This is a genomic window from Maribacter sp. HS (genome assembly GCF_048059195.1).
In the GTDB taxonomy this organism is placed as follows: Bacteria; Bacteroidota; Bacteroidia; order Flavobacteriales; family Flavobacteriaceae; genus Maribacter; species Maribacter dokdonensis.
Map to the genome: position 1 here is coordinate 40,820 of NZ_JAYLVV010000005.1, position 17,708 is coordinate 58,527.

17 protein-coding genes are annotated in these 17,708 nt (G+C 36.9%); 11 read left to right on the forward strand and 6 right to left on the reverse strand.

The features are described 5' to 3' along the window. Position 1: 1 nt before the first annotated feature. Positions 2 to 1,234: a M48 family metallopeptidase gene (locus tag VBZ51_RS13180; protein WP_416577223.1), complete on the reverse strand. Its 1,233-nt coding sequence runs from the start codon at positions 1,232 to 1,234 to the stop codon at positions 2 to 4. A 46-nt stretch (positions 1,235 to 1,280) separates the two neighbouring features. Further along, on the reverse strand, positions 1,281 to 2,084 hold the full coding sequence (locus VBZ51_RS13185; RefSeq protein WP_416577224.1) for a TrmH family RNA methyltransferase: 804 nt from the start codon (positions 2,082 to 2,084) through the stop codon (positions 1,281 to 1,283). Between the two features lie 82 nt (positions 2,085 to 2,166). Here VBZ51_RS13185 and VBZ51_RS13190 point away from each other — a divergent pair, with 82 nt between their 5' ends. The 10 genes from VBZ51_RS13190 to VBZ51_RS13235 all read left to right on the forward strand — a co-directional run bounded on the left by VBZ51_RS13190 (position 2,167) and on the right by VBZ51_RS13235 (position 9,380). Further along, positions 2,167 to 2,964, forward strand: a complete 798-nt coding sequence (locus tag VBZ51_RS13190) for a hypothetical protein (protein WP_416577225.1) — start codon at positions 2,167 to 2,169, stop codon at positions 2,962 to 2,964. Between the two features lie 100 nt (positions 2,965 to 3,064). After that, the gene (locus tag VBZ51_RS13195; RefSeq protein ID WP_416577226.1) at positions 3,065 to 3,304 is read left to right on the forward strand and encodes a MoaD/ThiS family protein; all 240 of its coding nucleotides are present in this window, start codon (positions 3,065 to 3,067) and stop codon (positions 3,302 to 3,304) included. Beyond that, positions 3,304 to 3,720: a molybdenum cofactor biosynthesis protein MoaE gene (locus VBZ51_RS13200; RefSeq protein ID WP_416577227.1), complete on the forward strand. Its 417-nt coding sequence runs from the start codon at positions 3,304 to 3,306 to the stop codon at positions 3,718 to 3,720. The genes VBZ51_RS13195 and VBZ51_RS13200 overlap by 1 nt, the downstream gene beginning before the upstream one ends. Positions 3,721 to 3,837: 117 nt before the next feature. Then, positions 3,838 to 4,821: a GTP 3',8-cyclase MoaA gene (moaA, locus tag VBZ51_RS13205; protein WP_416577228.1), complete on the forward strand. Its 984-nt coding sequence runs from the start codon at positions 3,838 to 3,840 to the stop codon at positions 4,819 to 4,821. Continuing rightward, positions 4,821 to 5,294 carry a cyclic pyranopterin monophosphate synthase MoaC gene (moaC, locus tag VBZ51_RS13210; protein ID WP_058103347.1) on the forward strand — a complete coding sequence of 158 codons (474 nt, stop codon included), beginning with the start codon at positions 4,821 to 4,823 and terminating at the stop codon, positions 5,292 to 5,294. The genes moaA and moaC overlap by 1 nt, the downstream gene beginning before the upstream one ends. Continuing rightward, positions 5,278 to 5,871, forward strand: coding sequence for an NTP transferase domain-containing protein (locus VBZ51_RS13215; RefSeq protein ID WP_091605507.1), 594 nt, complete (start codon positions 5,278 to 5,280; stop codon positions 5,869 to 5,871). Before moaC ends, VBZ51_RS13215 begins: the two co-directional genes overlap by 17 nt. Continuing rightward, positions 5,868 to 6,941, forward strand: a complete 1,074-nt coding sequence (gene moeB, locus VBZ51_RS13220) for a HesA/MoeB/ThiF family protein (RefSeq protein WP_091605505.1) — start codon at positions 5,868 to 5,870, stop codon at positions 6,939 to 6,941. Before VBZ51_RS13215 ends, moeB begins: the two co-directional genes overlap by 4 nt. Next, positions 6,925 to 7,707, forward strand: coding sequence for a sulfite exporter TauE/SafE family protein (locus tag VBZ51_RS13225; protein ID WP_416577229.1), 783 nt, complete (start codon positions 6,925 to 6,927; stop codon positions 7,705 to 7,707). Before moeB ends, VBZ51_RS13225 begins: the two co-directional genes overlap by 17 nt. Before the next feature lie 53 nt (positions 7,708 to 7,760). Next, positions 7,761 to 8,951, forward strand: coding sequence for a molybdopterin molybdotransferase MoeA (locus VBZ51_RS13230; RefSeq protein WP_416577230.1), 1,191 nt, complete (start codon positions 7,761 to 7,763; stop codon positions 8,949 to 8,951). Between the two features lie 21 nt (positions 8,952 to 8,972). After that, positions 8,973 to 9,380 (forward strand): hypothetical protein, encoded by a 408-nt coding sequence (locus VBZ51_RS13235; protein ID WP_058103342.1) that lies wholly within the window; start codon positions 8,973 to 8,975, stop codon positions 9,378 to 9,380. Between the two features lie 79 nt (positions 9,381 to 9,459). Here VBZ51_RS13235 and VBZ51_RS13240 read toward each other — a convergent pair whose 3' ends face one another. The 3 genes from VBZ51_RS13240 to VBZ51_RS13250 all read right to left on the reverse strand — a co-directional run bounded on the left by VBZ51_RS13240 (position 9,460) and on the right by VBZ51_RS13250 (position 14,987). Then, positions 9,460 to 10,752: an amidohydrolase family protein gene (locus VBZ51_RS13240; protein WP_416577231.1), complete on the reverse strand. Its 1,293-nt coding sequence runs from the start codon at positions 10,750 to 10,752 to the stop codon at positions 9,460 to 9,462. Positions 10,753 to 10,790: 38 nt separating this feature from the next. Further along, positions 10,791 to 13,745, reverse strand: coding sequence for an amidohydrolase family protein (locus tag VBZ51_RS13245; RefSeq protein ID WP_416577232.1), 2,955 nt, complete (start codon positions 13,743 to 13,745; stop codon positions 10,791 to 10,793). 174 nt (positions 13,746 to 13,919) lie between these two features. After that, positions 13,920 to 14,987: a DUF3810 domain-containing protein gene (locus tag VBZ51_RS13250; RefSeq protein WP_416577233.1), complete on the reverse strand. Its 1,068-nt coding sequence runs from the start codon at positions 14,985 to 14,987 to the stop codon at positions 13,920 to 13,922. A 29-nt stretch (positions 14,988 to 15,016) separates the two neighbouring features. Between VBZ51_RS13250 and VBZ51_RS13255 the strand changes: the two genes are divergently transcribed. Further along, entirely contained in the window at positions 15,017 to 16,501 is a 1,485-nt protein-coding gene (locus tag VBZ51_RS13255; protein ID WP_416577234.1) for an aminoacyl-histidine dipeptidase, read from the forward strand. 69 nt (positions 16,502 to 16,570) lie between these two features. On the opposite strand, the gene VBZ51_RS13260 is transcribed toward VBZ51_RS13255, so the two are convergent. After that, positions 16,571 to 17,707, reverse strand: a complete 1,137-nt coding sequence (locus VBZ51_RS13260; protein ID WP_416577451.1) for a peptidylprolyl isomerase — start codon at positions 17,705 to 17,707, stop codon at positions 16,571 to 16,573. Between the last annotated feature and the right edge of the window lies 1 nt (position 17,708).

The following is a 17,708-nucleotide window of genomic DNA, read 5'->3' on the forward strand; positions in this document are numbered from 1 at the left end:
ATTATGCCTTTAAATTACGAATGCGATCGATTAACGGTGGGTGGGAATAATGCATAAATACATATGCTGGATGTGGAGTTAGGTTGCTAAGACTGTTTTTTGATAATTTCTTTAGTGATGCTACCAATGGTAAAGCTGCGTAAGTTTGTTTAGCATAATTATCTGCTTGATATTCAAATTTTCTTGAAAAATGATTCATTAGCAGTCCTGTAATCTCAGAAATAGGGCTATAAAGTATGCCAAAGCCGATCAAGGCGGCATGAAAACTAGGTCTGTCAACACCAATTGCCAATGATACTTCTGGATTATTTATGAAAAGTGATAGAATTAATAGCATAACCCCCGTAAGTAAAACTGAAGTCGCCAAATTATAAATGATATGTTTTCGTTTGTAATGACCTATTTCATGTGCCAAAACGGCAACTATTTCTTCTTCCTCTAATTCATTGATCAAAGTGTCATACAGAGTTATGCGCTTTTCTTTTCCAAAACCAGAAAAATAGGCATTGGCTTTTGTTGAGCGCTTAGATCCGTTGATTACAAAAATATTCTGAAGGTCAAAACCAACTTCTGCGGCATAGTTTTCAATTTTACTTTTTAAACTACCGGCTTCCAAAGGTTCTTGTTTGTTAAATAACGGTACAATAAGCTTGCTATAAAATAAATTCATGAACAGCGTGAAAATGGTAATCAAAGCCCAAGTGTAGAGCCAGAAATTTGTGCCGGCCCATTGAAAAAACCAAAGAATCAGAGAAAGTATTATACCACCTACGATTATGGTCATTAGCCACTGTTTAAGCTTGTCTATGAAAAATGTCGCTTTTGTTGTTTTATTGAATCCAAACTTTTCTTCAATTACAAAAGTTTGATAATAAGAAAAAGGTAGGTTAAGGATGTCACTACCTATCATTATAATTCCGAAGAAAATCAATGCTTGGACTATACTGTTGTTACTAATGTTTTGAGCCACTTGGTCAACCCAGGCAAAACCACCAAATAGTAAGAACGCTAATATTAATACTAGGGAAAATACAGAGGTAATAATTCCGAATTTATAATTGGTAAGCTTATAGGCTTGAGACTTTTTGTATTCTTCGGCGTTAAAAACATCGGCAACTTCTGTGGGAATAGGGTCTTTAAAACGCTTTGCGTTTAAATAATTCATTACCGTGGCAAGTATAAATTCACCTATCAGTATAAATAGAATACAATAAAAAACAATAGTTTGGTCCATATAGCGTAATTGAAAACGAAAACATTAATAGAAAAAGTATAAAATGCTACGTGTTTAATTTACGTTGCCGTTTTGCTTCAAATATAAGTATTGCTGCAGATACCGAAACATTCATAGAATCTATTTCACCCTCCATGGGTATAATGATATTTTGGGTGGAATTTTGCAACCATTCATTGCTGAGTCCAGAGTGTTCTGTGCCAACAACTATGGCAGAGGGTTCTGTAAAACTAACGGTAGTGTAATCTTTGGAGGCTGTTAGCGCTGCACAAAAAACCTGAAAGCCCTCCTTTTTTAAGTAGGAAATAATTTCGCTAGTACTGCCCGTTTTTACGTTTCTAGAAAAAACACATCCTACACTTGATCTTATAATATTTGGATTATAAAGATCGGTCTTTGGGTTGGCAATTAAAACCGCATCAAGATTAGCAGCATCTGCAGTTCTAAGTAAAGCACCTATGTTGCCCGGTTTTTCGGGTGCTTCTGCAATTAGGATCAGTGGGTTCTTTGTGTTGAACTCTAAAGATGAAAGTTGGTGGTCTTTACTTTTTGCAATAGCTATTACACCTTCGGTAGTATCTCTATATGCTAATTTTTTATATACATCTACACTAACGGATATTAACTGGTCTGCATTAAAAGTATGTAAGAGGTTATTATTCTCTATAATGTCTTCGCAGAATAATACTGACTCTATAAAGTAACCAGCGCCAATAGCAATCTGCAGTTCTCGCAAACCTTCTAAGACAAAGAGTCCGGTTTTTTTTCTTTCCCTTGATTTTTCTTTTAGTACCAAAACCTTTTTTATCAAAGGGTTTTGTACGCTGCTTATATGTTTTGTTACCTGCATGTAGTACAAAAATAGTTCAATTTGGTAAGTACTTCATATTTTCTCGACTAACGATTTTTAAAACAATAAAAACAGAATTAAAATGATGAACAAACTTTACCTTTTGGTCTTGGCATTAGCAGTGTTTTCATGTAAGCAAGCTCCTAATAAAGAAAAGGCTGCAGCCCCTGTAGATGAGGTTGTGAAAATGGGAGATTCGGATAAATATCCAACTGAGTTGAATAAAGTTTTTGAAGCTCATGGAGGTTTAAAAGCATGGAAAAGTTATAAAACTTTAATTTTTGAAATGCCCAAAGAAGGTTTCAATGAAGTTCAAACTATTGATCTTCACAAGAGATTCGATAAGATATCTACACCTGCCAATACTATAGGGTACGAGGGAAAAGAAGTTTGGCTTTTGGACAAAACTGGTGATTATGAGGGTAAACCAAAGTTCTATCATAATTTAATGTTCTATTTCTATGCTATGCCATTCGTATTGTCCGATGATGGTATAAAATATGAAGAAGTAGATGCTATGGTTTATGACGGTGTGTCTTACCCAGGTTATAAAATTTCTTATAATGCAGGGGTTGGGTCATCTTCTACGGATGAATATTATATTCATTATGATGCAGATACGTACCAAATGAAATGGTTGGGCTACACCATGACTTATTTTAGTGGTGAACCATCGGACAAAATTAGTTGGATCAACTATGCTGAATGGAACAAAGTTGATGAGGTGTTATTGCCTAAGGCTATTACTTGGCATAAAGTTGAAGAGGGAAAGGTTAAAGAAGCTGCTAAAACCGTTAATTTTGAAAACGCCAGTATATCTACTCAGGCGCAGCCAGAAGGGTTTTATTCCAAACCTGAGAATGCTGTAACGGTCCAGTAGTTCTTTTCTCAAAATCATATAATTTTTTTAAAATAGGTGCCATTTTTATGGCACCTTATTTTTTATGCCTAACTTGGAATTTATCTAATTTTAGACGGATATGAATGTACTTTTTTTCGGTATTACCAAGGACATCGTGGGTAGTTCTGAGATTAACTTTAATGAAGAATTAAAGCCGGCTAACGTTGGCTCGTTAAAGAAGAAATTAATAGATGCTTACCCTGAGTTTTCTAAGCTGAATTCGTTAGCGGTTGCCGTTAATAGCGAGTATGCAGATGATACTTTGGTTTTGACCGGTAATGAGGAAATTGCAATTATACCACCTGTAAGCGGAGGCTAATGAAGAAAGTAATAGAAATTGTTAATGATATAGATACGGCAAAGGTATATGCAGAGTTGAGCGATGCCAAAAGTGGCGGAATTTGTGTTTTTGTAGGTGCTGTACGCGAGTTTACCAATAATGAAACAGTGGTTGCCCTGGAGTTTGAAACGTACCAGGCAATGGCATTGAAAGAGATGGATAAAATTGCGGATAAAGCTTTTGAAAAATGGACTTTGAACAAGGTAGTCATGCGACATGCCGTAGGCGAAAAAGGGGTTGAAGAGCCCGTTGTGGTTGTAGGGGCATCTTCTGCGCATAGAGATGCTTGTTTTGAGGCATGCAGGTTTTTAATAGATACACTAAAAGAAACAGTTCCTATTTGGAAAAAAGAGAAATTCAAAAATAAATCTGTTTGGGTTTCGGCACATCCGTGATTTTTGTAAAAGAGAAGTTAGAAAATAGAGAATAGAAATTAGATAAAAGAGTAAAGAGATTGGAGTATAGATGTTATTGAACTCGAATTTGATTCTTGAACTTGTATTTTTAAAAGTATGTTAGTAGATAACCATAATAGAGCAATTAATTACCTGAGATTGGCAGTGACAGATCGTTGCAACCTGCGTTGCAATTATTGTATGCCAGAAGAGGGGATAAACTTTGCTAAAAATGATAAGTTGTTTACTATAGATGAGCTTGTGAGGTTAAGTGAAATTGTGGTTTCTCAAGGAATAGATAAGATTAGAATAACTGGTGGCGAACCCTTTGTACGCAAGGATCTTATGGTTTTGCTGAGAAGCTTATCTAAATTAAACGGTCTAAAAGATATCTCTGTTACAACCAACGCTACTTTAATAGGTCCATATATAGATGAATTAAAGCAATTGGGCATTAAGAACATTAACGTAAGCATGGATGCCATTAATCGTGAGACTTTTGAACGAATTACACGTCGCAATCAGTATGATGTTGTATATAATAACATGATTCGTTTAATAACCGAAGGGTTTAATGTTCGTATCAATTTTATTGCGTTAGATGGTCAGAATACAGATGATATTTTACCCATGCTTGAACTAACCAAACATTACAATGTTTCGGTTCGCTTTTTGGAAGAAATGCCTTTTAACGGTGGGTCTAAAGAATTTCAGACTATAAAGTGGGATTTTAAAACTATTCTAGGGCATATTAAAAGCGCACACCCAGATTATTATAAATTGGAATCTCCAAAGACATCAACGTCTATAAATTATAAAATTCCAGGTTTTAAAGGAACTTTTGGAGTAATCCCATCTTTTAGTAGAACATTTTGCGGTAGTTGTAATCGTTTAAGAATTTCGGCAACAGGTGATGTTATTTCTTGTTTGTATGCTAAAGCAAGCGCAAATCTTAGAGATATAATGAGAGCGGATGATATGGAGGAAAATATCAAAAAAGAAATTTTAAAGGCTGTAGGCAGTCGTGCTAAAACTGGTTTTGAGGCGCAAGAAAAATATAAGGACGTATTCAGTAATTCAATGACTTCAATAGGAGGCTAATGCAGAAGAAATTATCACATATAGATGAATCTGGGAATGCTACCATGGTAGATGTTTCTCAAAAAACAGCATCGGTACGTACTGCCATTGCTAGTGGTACTATACAATTTCCTTCAGAGGTTTTTAAATCTTTGTCTGATCAAGATTTTGTTGGTAAAAAGGGAAGTATTGTGCAAACTGCTGTTATAGCAGGTATACAAGGTGTAAAGAAAACGTCTGAGCTAATACCTCTTTGTCATCAGATAAACTTGTCTAAAATCAATATCGATATCACTCCTTCTGTAAACGCTTTTCAAATAACATGTACTGTAAAATGTAATGAGAAAACGGGAGTGGAAATGGAGGCATTAACTGGTGTATCAGTTGCTGCTTTGACCATTTATGATATGTGTAAGGCCCTTTCTCAAGATATTGTAATCGGTACAATTCAACTAGAACAAAAAACAGGAGGAAAAAATGATTTCCAAAGATAAGTTATATGGGCTAGTGCTATCCGGAGGGAAAAGTACTAGGATGGGAGAAGATAAGGGTTTGATCAAATATCATGAACTTCCACAACGTGAGCATTTATATTCATTGTTGAATGAGGTTTGTGACCAAACATTTTTAAGTATCCGCAAAGACCAAAAAGATGAAATTTCAAATGCTTTTGATACTATAGTTGATAAAGATGAGTTTCGCGGACCCTATAATGGTTTGCTTTCTGCACATAAAGCCCACCCAGATGCAGCTTGGTTGGTTCTGGCCTGCGATCTGCCTTTAATGGATAAAAAAGCTTTGGAAGAATTAATCGCATCAAGAAATACAGGCAAAATAGCCAGTGCTTTTGCCGACAAGCAAAACCCGTTGCCAGAACCACTTTGTGCTATTTGGGAGCCAGAGGCTCTAAAACGATCGGTCGCCTACTTAGAGGCGGGCAATGGTTCATGTCCTAGAAAATTTTTGATCAATGCAGATGTTCATTTGGTATTCCCAGAACATAAAGAAGTATTGTTAAATGCGAATTCCAAGGCAGAATATGAAGAGGCATTGCTAAAAATTTCATTATGAACCAAGATCGTTACCAGAGGCAAATCACTTTAGCGGGTTTTGGAATTGAAGGGCAACAGAAATTACAGAAGGCAAAAGTACTGGTAGTAGGTGCTGGCGGTCTAGGTATTCCTGTATTGACTTATTTAAATGCCATGGGGGTAGGTACCCTTGGTGTTGTAGATGCAGATGTAGTTTCATTATCCAACCTTCACCGTCAAGTGTTGTTTACAGAAGCTATGGTGGGTATTTCTAAAGTTGAAGCGGTTAAAAGTCAATTATCTGCCCAAAATTCATCTACCGAAATACGAACATATCATACTTTTTTGACTGTTGATAATGCTCTTGAAATTATTGAAGGATATGATCTTGTTGTTGATGCTACAGATAATTTTCCGACAAGGTATCTTATAAACGATGCTTGTGTTATATTGAATAAGCCATTTGTCTACGGGGCTTTGCATGCTTTTGAAGGGCAGGTAAGTGTTTTTAATTATAAAGGCGGACCAACATATCGTTGTTTGTACCCTACCATGCCGGCTGCCGATGCTGTACCCAATTGTAATGAAAACGGAGTCTTGGGAATTTTACCGGGAATCATTGGAAACTTACAGGCATTGGAAGCAATAAAAATAATAACGGATCTAGGGGAAGTTTTAACTGGTATTTTACTTTTGTGTGATACACTTACCCAACGTACCCAACGTATTAGATTTAAGTTACAGCCTGGTCATAATGAGATTAAGGTTCTGGAGAAAAGTTATGAATTTAACTGTGATTTACCATTAAAATCTATTGAAGCCAATGCCCTTCAACAGCTGCTTTCAGAAGGGGCTATTGAATTGTTAGATGTTCGTACATCAAAAGAGTATCAAAGGCAGCATATTGACCAGGTTAAGCACATACCTCTGAGCGAGTTGGCAGATAGAAGTAGCGAGTTGAATTTAGAAGAAACTGTTTACGTTATTTGTCAGTCTGGCGTGCGCAGTAAAAAGGCAATAGCCACGCTGCAAGAACTATATCCTGGTAAAGATTTTGTAAATGTGGTCGGAGGCATGAACCAGATGAAAAATTATGTTGATACCTATTGAGCAATTACTGCTTTTATGTGTTGGTTTTTTTATCATAGCTACCTTATATTCTTCGGTCGGTTTTGGTGGTGGATCTAGTTATTTAGCGCTATTGACTCTTTTTTTGACCAGCTTTTTTGCCATTAGGTCCATAGCATTGGTTTGCAATTTGGTGGTGGTTTCCGGTAGTACCTATCTTTATTTTAAAAATGGACATGCAAAATTCAAGGATTTTCTGCCGTTTGTGTTAACTAGTATTCCTTTGGCGTATATTGGAGCTACCTTTCGTCTTAAGGAAAGTGTGTTTTTTATTATTCTTGGGTGCTCCCTTATCCTTTCAGCTTTATTCTTGGCTATTCAGACATTTGAACTGAACAACGCAAAGAACGAAGTACATGACTATCCAAATTATATGAGTTACTTATTAGGTGCTGGAATAGGTTTTTTATCTGGATTGGTAGGAATTGGAGGCGGTATTTTTTTGGCTCCGATCTTAAATCATTTACGATGGAAAAAGGCTATTAAAATTGCTGCCCTTGCTAGCTTCTTTATATTGGTCAACTCTATCTCGGGTTTACTTGGTTTAATTACCAGCAATGCACTTTCATTACCTTTAAAAGAAACCTTATGTTTGGTTATAGCTGTTCTTCTTGGGGGGCAGTTGGGTATTCGCATTAGTTTAAAGAAACTTTCTGCCAATGGAATTAAAAGAGTAACCGCACTTCTTGTTTTTGTGGTGGGTGTAAGAGTGTTGTTGGTCAACGGTTTAAGTTTGTTTTCATCTTGATTTGATGATGTCCATTTAATAGAAGTTTACATTATAATTTTACCTTTAATTCTATGATTACATTTAAAGAAGCATTTGAAAAAGTAATTGATCATCGCTTAGACTTGGGAGCAGAAAAGGTGAAACTGATAGACAGCTTAAACAGAGTTTTAGCTGAAGATGTTCTTGCAGATCGTGATTTTCCACCTTTTGATCGGGCTACCAAAGATGGCATTGCCATTCAATTTTCAAGTATGTTGGAAAACGGACATGCTTATACCATTGAAGGGGTAGCTGCGGCAGGTGTTGCCCAGCAAACCTTAAATGATACAAATCATTGTTTAGAGGTCATGACGGGTGCGGTAGTTCCTAAACATTGCGATACCGTGATTATGTATGAACATATCACTATTAAAGATAACAAGGTTACCATTAACGAAATAGTTACCAAAGGCCAAAATATTCACTACAAAGGCAGTGACGAAAAGGCGGGTGCCGTAGTTCTTTCTAAAGGAATTAAGATTACACCTGCTGAAATAGGTGTTCTGGCTTCTGTGGGTAAATCTGTGGTAAAGGTAAAAGTGAACCCGAACATTTGTACCATAGCAACCGGTAATGAATTGGTTGAGGTTGACCAGTTGCCAGAACCGCATCAAATTAGAAAATCAAATATGCTGACCATTGAGGCGGCATTATTGAACAGTAAAATACCTTCAAATTCGTTACACCTTTTAGATGATAAAGAAAGTATTAAAACTGCATTGGAGAAGGCGTTGATTAAAAATGACGTTCTGTTATTAAGTGGAGGCGTATCTAAGGGTAAGTTTGATTTTATTCCGGATGTTATGGAATTCCTTGGTGTAGAAAAGGTGTTTCATAGGGTAGCACAAAGACCCGGGAAACCTTTTTGGTTTGGTGTACATGCTAAATTAAAGACTGTGGTTTTTTCATTCCCCGGTAATCCTGTCTCTACTTTTGCTAATTATCATCTTTATTTTTTACCGTGGTTGTATGCTTCTTGGGGTATTCAGATAGAAAATTTGTATATTAAGCTAGGTGTTCCTTTAAAAATAGTACCGCCATTAACTAGAATTATACATGTAAAAACGGAGTTGAAAGAAGGAGTTGTTTGGGGGGCACCGGTCATAGAAAATGGCTCAGGTGATTTAACCAGTTTGACCAAGGCCGATGGTTTTGTTTGTTTAGAGCCTAAGGAAAATACTTATGAAGTAGGAGAGGTGGTACGCTTTGTTAAGACCAGATAGTAACCAATTAAATCTTTTGATATGAATCCAATATTAAAAAACGTTTTGGCTGTCGTTGCCGGAGTTATTATAGGCAGTATGGTGAATATGGGAATAATTATGATAAGTGGTTCTATTATTCCACCACCTGAAGGAGGAGACATTACTACTATGGAAGGGTTAAAGTCAACAATGCATTTGTTTGAACCCAAACATTTTATCTTTCCTTTTTTGGCACATGCGTTAGGTACATTGGTAGGAGCTTTCGTAGCCGCTAAAATCGCTGCTGGTAAAAAAATGCTTATGGCACTTTTGGTAGGGTTGTTTTTTTTGATAGGAGGTACGGTCAATATAGCTATGCTTGGCGGACCAATGTGGTTTACGGCTTTAGATATTATTGTAGCCTATATGCCAATGGGATATTTAGGGTATGTGCTAGCTAAGAGATAATTAATTGTATAGAATATACTAAATAAAAGAGGCTGCCCTGAATAAGGCAGCCTCTTTTGTTCAATGTTGTAATTGGGAATTATTTGCCTTCGTATTTACCCATGTAGCGTTTCCAAAGTTCAGTTTGGTGTGTCTCTAAAGAAACTGTTCTGCCGTCTATGAAAGCGTGGGTTAAAATGTTTCCGGCCATATCAAGAGCATCACCTTCAGAAATAAATAGAGTAGCGCTCTTACCATTTTCTAAAGTGCCATATTGGTCATCAATACCTAAAATTTTGGCTGTATTTCCGGTCAGTAGTTGAACGGCTTTTTCCTTGTCCAACCCCTGTTGCGCGGCTTGACCCGCATAGAAAGGTAAATTTCTAGTTTGAAAGTTTACCGCGTCTGAATTTTGAATTCCCACTAACAAACCAGCATCTACTAACAATTTAGGAAGTTTGTAGGGAAGGTCATAATCATCATCATCAAACACCGGAAGATTATGTGTATACTGTACTAAAACAGGAATATCATTACTCTTTAAAAATTCTGGAATTTTATAAGCATGGTATCCACCGATCAATACAACTTCTTTTACACCATTTGTTTTTAAAGTGTTTACAGCGTCTATAATTTGCTTTTCGTCATCTGCATGAACATATAGTTTTTGGGTACCGTCGAAAATACCTTTCATGGCAGCATAAGCCGGGTTTACCTCTTTAGGAGTTGATTTACCATATGCTATTGAATTTTTTAGAAAGGTAGCAATGGCTTCTATTTGTTCCGGATAGTCTTTGTTTGGTTTGTAGCCTGGGTCTTCACCTGCCCACCAACGACCTTGCTTAAAGGTACTTGGCCAGTTTAAATGAATACCGTCATCAACCTTTATAGCGGCATCTTCCCAATTCCATGCATCAAACTGTACAATACTTGAAGTGCCTGAAATTAAACCACCAGAAGGTGCTATTTGCCCAATTAAAACTCCATTGGGTCTCATGCTTTCTACTACTTTAGATTCTGCATTGTAAGCTATTAAGCTTCTAACATGTGGAATAAAATCGCCAATTTCATCTTCATCTTTTGAAGCTCTCACGGCATCGATCTCAACCAGTCCCAATGTTTTCGCTGGCGCTATAAAGCCAGGATAAACATGTTTGCCTGTTGCATCTATTACTTTGCCTTTTCTTGCAATTCTCATTTTAGAATCACCCACAAAGGTAATCTTGCCATCTTCGAACATTATAAGTGAACTTTCAATGACTTCGCCATTACCCAAATGAGCCGTTGCTCCTTCAATGGTAATAGCTTCGGCTTGTTTATTGCCCGGTGTCTGCTGTGCTATAGTCGGTAATACCAAGCCAAGGGCAATGATCAAGGTTATTAATTTTTTCATTTTTAAAGTTTTATATATTTTGAATACTTCTTATACTATTAAAGGCTTTCGCAAGTGAAATCTCTTTTGACACTTTGTTTAGGACCTTGGGTTTTTTTACCGCTGCTTTTTTCTTTAAGCATCATAGTGACCAGTTCATTTCTTTCTTTTTTGATGGCCTCGCGATTTTTTTTGTCGGTCTCTAAATCAAAATAGGTAATACCCTCGATCATTGTTTTTTCGGCTTTTGAATAAACCGATAACGGACTGCCGGACCACAATACCAAATCAGCATCCTTACCTTCTTTTATACTACCAACACGGTCATCTAGGTGTAATAATTTAGCAGGGTTTATGGTAACCATTTTCCAAGCTTCCAATTCCGTCATGCCACCATACTTTATAGTCTTGGCAGCTTCTTGGTTCAGCCTTCTTATCATTTCTCTGTCATCACTGTTTATGGCAGTTACAACCCCTTGTTTTTGCATAATTGCCGCGTTGTAAGGTATAGCATCATTTACTTCGAATTTATACGCCCACCAGTCACTGAACGTTCCTGCGCCAACACCATGTTCCGCCATTTTATCGGCTACTTTATAGCCTTCTAGAATGTGGGTGAAAGTATTGATTCTGAATCCAAAGTGCTCTGCAACTTTCATCATCATATTGATTTCACTTTGTACATAGGAGTGGCAACTTATAAAGCGTTCACCATTTAATATTTCGGCTAGAACCTCCATTTCCTCATCATAACGATATGGCTCACCATTTTTCTTTTTGGTGTCATATTCCTTGGCTCTTTGGAAATAGTTCATGTACAGCTGTTCTACACCCATACGTGTTTGAGGAAAACGCGAAAAACTACCCCAGTTACTTTGTTTTACATTTTCACCAAGAGCAAACTTTATAAATTTAGGTGAATTGTCATAGATCAATCCATCAGCTTCTTCTCCCCATTTTAATTTTAATATAGCCGATCTACCACCAATAGGATTAGCCGAACCGTGCAGTAACTGTAATGAGGTAACTCCACCAGCAAGTGATCTGTAAATGCCCATATGCTCTGGGTCTACGACATCTTCCATTTTAACTTCTGCTGAACTGTTCTGACCGGATTCGTTTACCGATAACGCCGCAATATGGCTATGCTCATCTATAATACCAGCGGTTAAATGTTTGCCTGTAGCATCTATTACCGTTGCGCCACCTGCACCTAAGTCTTTACCTATTTTTACTATTTTACCGTTTTTGACCAGCACATCAGTGTTTTTTAAAATACCTGCTTCTTCACTTGTCCATACCGTAGCATTTTTGAACAAGGTATTTTGTGCCTTTGGTTTAGCGGCAAAGCCATACCCAACGTTAGGGAAGGTTACCGGTACCACCTGTATAGATTTGTCAGCTTTCTCTTTATCAGTTTCTTTTTCGTTAAAAGATTTTGATTTGGTTGCCGTAAATTTAGATTCGGTTCCGTCAGGTAAAACCAATCGCCCAGATAGGTTATCTGATGTATTGGTAACGGCACTAATCATTCTATAGGTTTTTTCACCCTTATCTGTAGCGAATGAAAGGGTTACCCAATTGTTGTCATATGCAATTTTTGAACTTAGTTTGGTCGTATCTTGCTTAACTTCAATTTTAGGTTTTGAAACATCTCCTGAAATAACTACGTCATAAGAGTTTCCTTGAACCATTAATTGGTAATCCCCACGAATGTCTTTAACGTCCATAGCGTTGATAACGCTTTTTGTTCCCTGTACCCAGTTTTCATACAAGGTGGTAGTTTTGTCAAAAATGTCGCCAGATGAAATTAAAAAATTGGCAAGGTAGCCTGTCTTTAATGCCCCTATTTCATTTGATTTTCCTAGAATTTCTGCAGGAACGGTTGTTAATGCTTCTAATGCCTTGGTCGATGAAAGACCATAATCTATGGCTTTTATTAATTTCTCCTTAAAATTAGCCGGAGATTTCAAATCATATGTAGTAAGCGAAAATTTTATTCCGTTATCCGCTAACACTTTTGGGTTAGATGGGGCTTGGTTCCAATAACGCATATCCTGTAAAGAAACATAGTCAACCGCATATGGGTTAGATACATCATACGCATCTGGAAAATTTATAGGTATAATGAATTTTGCATTGGTGGCCTTAATTTCCTCAATACGTTCAAACTCGTTTCCACCGCCTAAAATAGTGTACTGTACACCATAACTATCGCCAATTTTATCGGCACGTAAGTCGTGCGATTTGTCTTTGGCTTCAATAATCTGAACCAAATTTTTATTACTGTTCAATGCTTCTAAAGAAAGATCTGTTGTGGTGGCGTTCCCTTTAGCGTACCAATCTGCATCACTATACATTTGTCTTAATAATGCTAATGTTCCCATTAGTGAACTTGGGTAAGATTGTGCTTTGGTGATACTTCTGCTTAGTGAAAAATACTGCGCAGAACGATCGTCTAAAATTCTATTGGCATTGGTGCCCTTTCCATTTAAAGCTATAAGCACACCTGTACCTCTGGCAATACCATCATGTATGTGAGAGTTAACTACACCAAAACCAGCTGCTCTAAGTGTTTTGGCTTCCTTATCATCATAAGTGAATTTTTCTATTGCCTTATTCTCCGGCATAATATGATCATTCCAATAATATCCTTCTCTAGAAGGTTCATATTGGGTGGATCTTCCACGACCTGGTTTTCTTTTGGCTTGTTCTACCCCAAATTTTGAGTATACATCTATAAATGATGGATATATTGATTTACCTTGCAAGTCAATTACCACGGCATTTTTAGGAATATTGACATTGCTTGATGCATTGACCACTTTTCCATGTTGGATCAATAAAGTTCCTTTTTCGATTACTTGTGTTGGAGTTACATAGATTTTAGCGTTGGTAAAGGCGGTATAATTGTTATTGTTGACCTTTACTCCGGCATTTTCCGGAAAATAATCTTGGGCAGTTAAAAATGAACCATACCCGAGTAGGCATAGTGCAAAGAATAGTTTTTTCATTACGTTTGGTTTGAATTAGTATTTTAAAAATACACGGATTATACACTAAATACGGTGTATTTCACTTTTGTTTAACAGTTGAAATATCCGTAATTAGGAATAATGATTATTTTCTTAATATTTTATAAAATGACCCGAAATAAAGCTCTAAGATCACGAACTTTTGAAGGTAGATTAAAGCGGATGGTTTTTGTGGTAAGCAACCAAAAATAGAACCACGGCGGTATAGCTTCTTATACCTTCTTTTTGATTGTTAGCTTTTAAAAACGTATCAAAAATTGATTTAAAGACGGGTTCCATAGGGTTTTCATAAGAATTCCAGAAAATGGCCATTTCTTGAAAGTTCTTTTTTACACCATCATTTAGCGCTAACATAATTCTGTCAAAATCGTCTTTATTAGTTCGCCTAACATCGTTTAAACAATAACCAAGGGCATAGGCGTAGGCAGCATATTTAAAATATGGATCTTTGTTGTTAGATGTGACCAAGTAGCCAATAAAGTTTGTTTCGTTTTCAGCGGAATACCCCAATTGATGTCCTACTTCATGACCTGCAACAAAAGGAAATCTAAAATTGGGCAATAGGTCATTTACCTGAGCTTCGTTCGTGAATGGATTTAAATACCCCGCATAACCCATATATGTAAGTCCTGTACTGAACAATGATCTTTTTAAACTAGGGTTGTTATAGGTAAGAAACGGATGAATAGTTTTAAGGTGTTTATAGCCATCTATGGTTTTGTTGAATATCTCTTTTTGTGAGTAGGGAATCTTTACCGCTAAGCTAGAATCTTTGGTAATGAATACTTGAGATTCATTGGTCTTTTGAATCAGTAATTCTGTAAACTTTAAAAGGTCGGTATATTCTTTATTAGGGGTAAGTTGTAATTTATGGGATAAGGGTTCCCTGTAGTAGTTCATGCCCCACATAATATGATACGTAAAATAAACAACGGCTAGTACCATACCCACGTTTTCCAAGAATTTCAACTTATGTCGCCAAATGTGTTTTCTTTTTCTAACTAAATAAAACAAGGCAAGAAATGTCAATGTGAAATATAAAAGGTCACCAATGGAAAAAGGAATCCATCCAAATAAAAGCCTGAAGAAATTAGAGATAACGGGGTAAATGCCTGTGCTATAATATTGTTCAACTAAATCTGTGCGGGTAGCAAGCCATTTCACAACAATAATTTGAGGAATTATAGTTAAGGCAACGGAGGTTTTAAAGGATATCTTCATTAACCCAAAAATAGCGAAATCCTTTTTCTATGAGTACTTTTGTGGTATCTAACCATGAAAATTGTAGAATGGAAATCAATAAACTAGAACCCACATCTGTTTGGGGGAATTTTTCCAAGCTTAATGCAGTGCCAAGACCATCTAAAAAAGAAGAAGAGGTAATTGCGTTTATGCTGGAATTTGGAAGTAAACTGGGCTTGGAAACTTTTTCTGATGAAGCAGGTAATGTTATTATTAGAAAACCGGCTACCGAAGGTATGGAAGGTAAAAAGATGGTCACCCTTCAAAGTCATTTGGATATGGTGCATCAAAAGAATGCGGATACTGAATTTGATTTTAATACCCAAGGCATAGAAATGTTCGTTGAAGGAGATTGGGTTAAAGCAAAAGGTACTACGTTGGGTGCTGATAATGGTATGGGCGTTGCCGCTATTATGTCGCTTTTAGAAAGTAATTATATACCTCACCCACCACTAGAAGCTTTGTTTACTATAGATGAAGAAACGGGTATGACGGGTGCATTTGCTTTAAAGGAGGGAGTTTTAAAAGGGGAGATACTCTTAAACTTAGACACTGAAGAGGACGATGAAATTGATATTGGTTGTGCCGGAGGAATAGATGTGACCGCTACTAGAACATATAATGAAAAAGAGGGCACACATGGCGATGCGGGATTTCAAATTACCGTTAAAGGTTTAACCGGTGGTCATAGTGGAATGGATATTCATAGGGGCAGGGGTAATGCCAATAAAATAATGAACCGTTTACTATACTTGGGGTTAGACCATAATGTACGCGTTAGCTTTTTAAACGGTGGTAGTCTAAGAAATGCTATACCCAGGGAAAGTGTTTGTAAATTGAATATTGTACGTAAACAGGCAGATAGTTTTTTAAAGAAAGTAAAAGAACTGTCCAATGTTATCATTCAGGAGCTAAAAGAACAAGAGCCGAATTTGATTATTGAGATTGAAGATATAAAACCAGCTAAAAGAGTGATGGGTCTAGGTGCGCAAGAAAAAATGATCAAAGCCATTTATGCAGCACAAAATGGTGTGTATGCCATGAGTGGGGCAATTGATGACTTGGTAGAGACTTCAAACAGTATTGCCAAGGTAAAGGTAGAAGATGGTAAGATAACCATTGGTTGTTTAACCCGTTCTTCTGTAAATTCGGCAAAATTGGATTTAGCCAATTCTTTACGATCGGCGTTTGAATTAAGTGGATTTGATGTTGAATTTAGTGGAGATTACCCTGGATGGAACCCTAATCCTAATTCTGAGATTCTTACTGTAGTAAAAGATACATATGTAAGTTTATTTAAAGAGGAGCCTAGAGTGGTAGCTTGTCATGCAGGTTTGGAGTGTGGTATTTTAGGTCAAAATTATCCAGAAATGGATATGGTCAGTTTTGGTCCAACTATTTTAGGGGCGCATTCACCAGATGAGCGTGTAAGTATAACTTCTGTTCAAAAGTTCTGGAGTTTACTTTTAGAAGTTTTAAAACGTACCAATTAGAAATTCTATTTTAAATAAAAAAGCCCTTTAGTGATATCACTAAAGGGCTTTTTTGATTCTGAGGAGTTATTACTCCGTTAAACCTGTTATTTCAAGATCAAAGATCAAATCTGCATTTGGTGGTATTGGTCCGCCACCTTGTTCACCGTAGCCTAAATGAGACGGAATAAATAAACGTACTTTATCACCAACCTTCATGGTTAAAAGACCTTCTCTAAAGCCCGCAATTAAACGAGATTCAGGAGAATAGTCCATTGGTACCGGCATGTAGCCGCCACCTTGCAATCTTCTTTCATCGAAAGCACCATATTTTTCTGCTATTTCTTGATAGTTACTGTCAAATAAGGAACCATCCATTAAATACCCGGCATACATAACATTAACTTTATTGCCAATTGCTGGCTTTTCTCCGGTACCGTTTTCCAAAGTCAATACCTTTAGTCCGGATGGCAACGTTTTAGCTTTTGCCTTTTGAGCATCTATTGATGCTGCAAACTCATCTTTTATTTTTTGCACTGCAGCTAATTTCTCAGCTTTTTCCTTTTCTATGGCTGCCAGTCTTTCTTCCTCACCATCAAAATAATCGGTCATAATCTGTACAGCATCGAACTTACGAGCTTCTTTGCCATTGCGAATTATTTCTATAGTGTTCATAATAACCGGTTCTACCGGTTTGTTGCCTGCTCCTACAGGTACATTGGCAATTGAATCCACGACGTCCATACCTTCCACTACCTCACCAAAAACAGAATGCTTGTTGTTTAACCAAGGTGTTTCTTTATGTGTAATGAAGAATTGACTACCATTTGTTGCGGGTCCTGAATTTGCCATAGACAAAATACCTTTTCTGTCGTGTACCAAAGAATCATTGAACTCGTCCATGAATTTATACCCAGGGTTTCCGGTACCTTGACCTAATGGGTCGCCACCTTGAATCATAAAGTCTTTCATGACCCTATGGAAGGTTAAACCGTCATAATACTTTTTGTCTTTGTACTCTTCGCTCACAAAAGTATTTGTACCCTCTGCCAAAGAAACAAAGTTTGCGACGGTAACGGGTGTTTTTTCTTGCTCTAGGCGAACAATGATATCGCCCTTAGAGGTTTTGATATCGGCGAATAAACCGTCACCTAAGTCTGCTCTTTTGCTAGTCTTACAGCTGGTCATAATTAAACCGATAACTGCAAGCAAATACATTTTTTTAATC

Excerpts from the sequence above, each read along its gene's own strand:
- VBZ51_RS13180 (WP_416577223.1), bottom strand. The coding sequence starts at position 1,234 with ATGGACCAAACTATTGTTTTTTATTGTATTCTATTTATACTGATAGGT.
- VBZ51_RS13185 (WP_416577224.1), bottom strand. The coding sequence starts at position 2,084 with ATGCAGGTAACAAAACATATAAGCAGCGTACAAAACCCTTTGATAAAA.
- VBZ51_RS13190 (WP_416577225.1), top strand. The coding sequence starts at position 2,167 with ATGATGAACAAACTTTACCTTTTGGTCTTGGCATTAGCAGTGTTTTCA.
- VBZ51_RS13195 (WP_416577226.1), top strand. The coding sequence starts at position 3,065 with ATGAATGTACTTTTTTTCGGTATTACCAAGGACATCGTGGGTAGTTCT.
- VBZ51_RS13200 (WP_416577227.1), top strand. The coding sequence starts at position 3,304 with ATGAAGAAAGTAATAGAAATTGTTAATGATATAGATACGGCAAAGGTA.
- moaA (WP_416577228.1), top strand. The coding sequence starts at position 3,838 with ATGTTAGTAGATAACCATAATAGAGCAATTAATTACCTGAGATTGGCA.
- moaC (WP_058103347.1), top strand. The coding sequence starts at position 4,821 with ATGCAGAAGAAATTATCACATATAGATGAATCTGGGAATGCTACCATG.
- VBZ51_RS13215 (WP_091605507.1), top strand. The coding sequence starts at position 5,278 with ATGATTTCCAAAGATAAGTTATATGGGCTAGTGCTATCCGGAGGGAAA.
- moeB (WP_091605505.1), top strand. The coding sequence starts at position 5,868 with ATGAACCAAGATCGTTACCAGAGGCAAATCACTTTAGCGGGTTTTGGA.
- VBZ51_RS13225 (WP_416577229.1), top strand. The coding sequence starts at position 6,925 with ATGTTGATACCTATTGAGCAATTACTGCTTTTATGTGTTGGTTTTTTT.
- VBZ51_RS13230 (WP_416577230.1), top strand. The coding sequence starts at position 7,761 with ATGATTACATTTAAAGAAGCATTTGAAAAAGTAATTGATCATCGCTTA.
- VBZ51_RS13235 (WP_058103342.1), top strand. The coding sequence starts at position 8,973 with ATGAATCCAATATTAAAAAACGTTTTGGCTGTCGTTGCCGGAGTTATT.
- VBZ51_RS13240 (WP_416577231.1), bottom strand. The coding sequence starts at position 10,752 with ATGAAAAAATTAATAACCTTGATCATTGCCCTTGGCTTGGTATTACCG.
- VBZ51_RS13245 (WP_416577232.1), bottom strand. The coding sequence starts at position 13,745 with ATGAAAAAACTATTCTTTGCACTATGCCTACTCGGGTATGGTTCATTT.
- VBZ51_RS13250 (WP_416577233.1), bottom strand. The coding sequence starts at position 14,987 with ATGAAGATATCCTTTAAAACCTCCGTTGCCTTAACTATAATTCCTCAA.
- VBZ51_RS13255 (WP_416577234.1), top strand. The coding sequence starts at position 15,017 with ATGAGTACTTTTGTGGTATCTAACCATGAAAATTGTAGAATGGAAATC.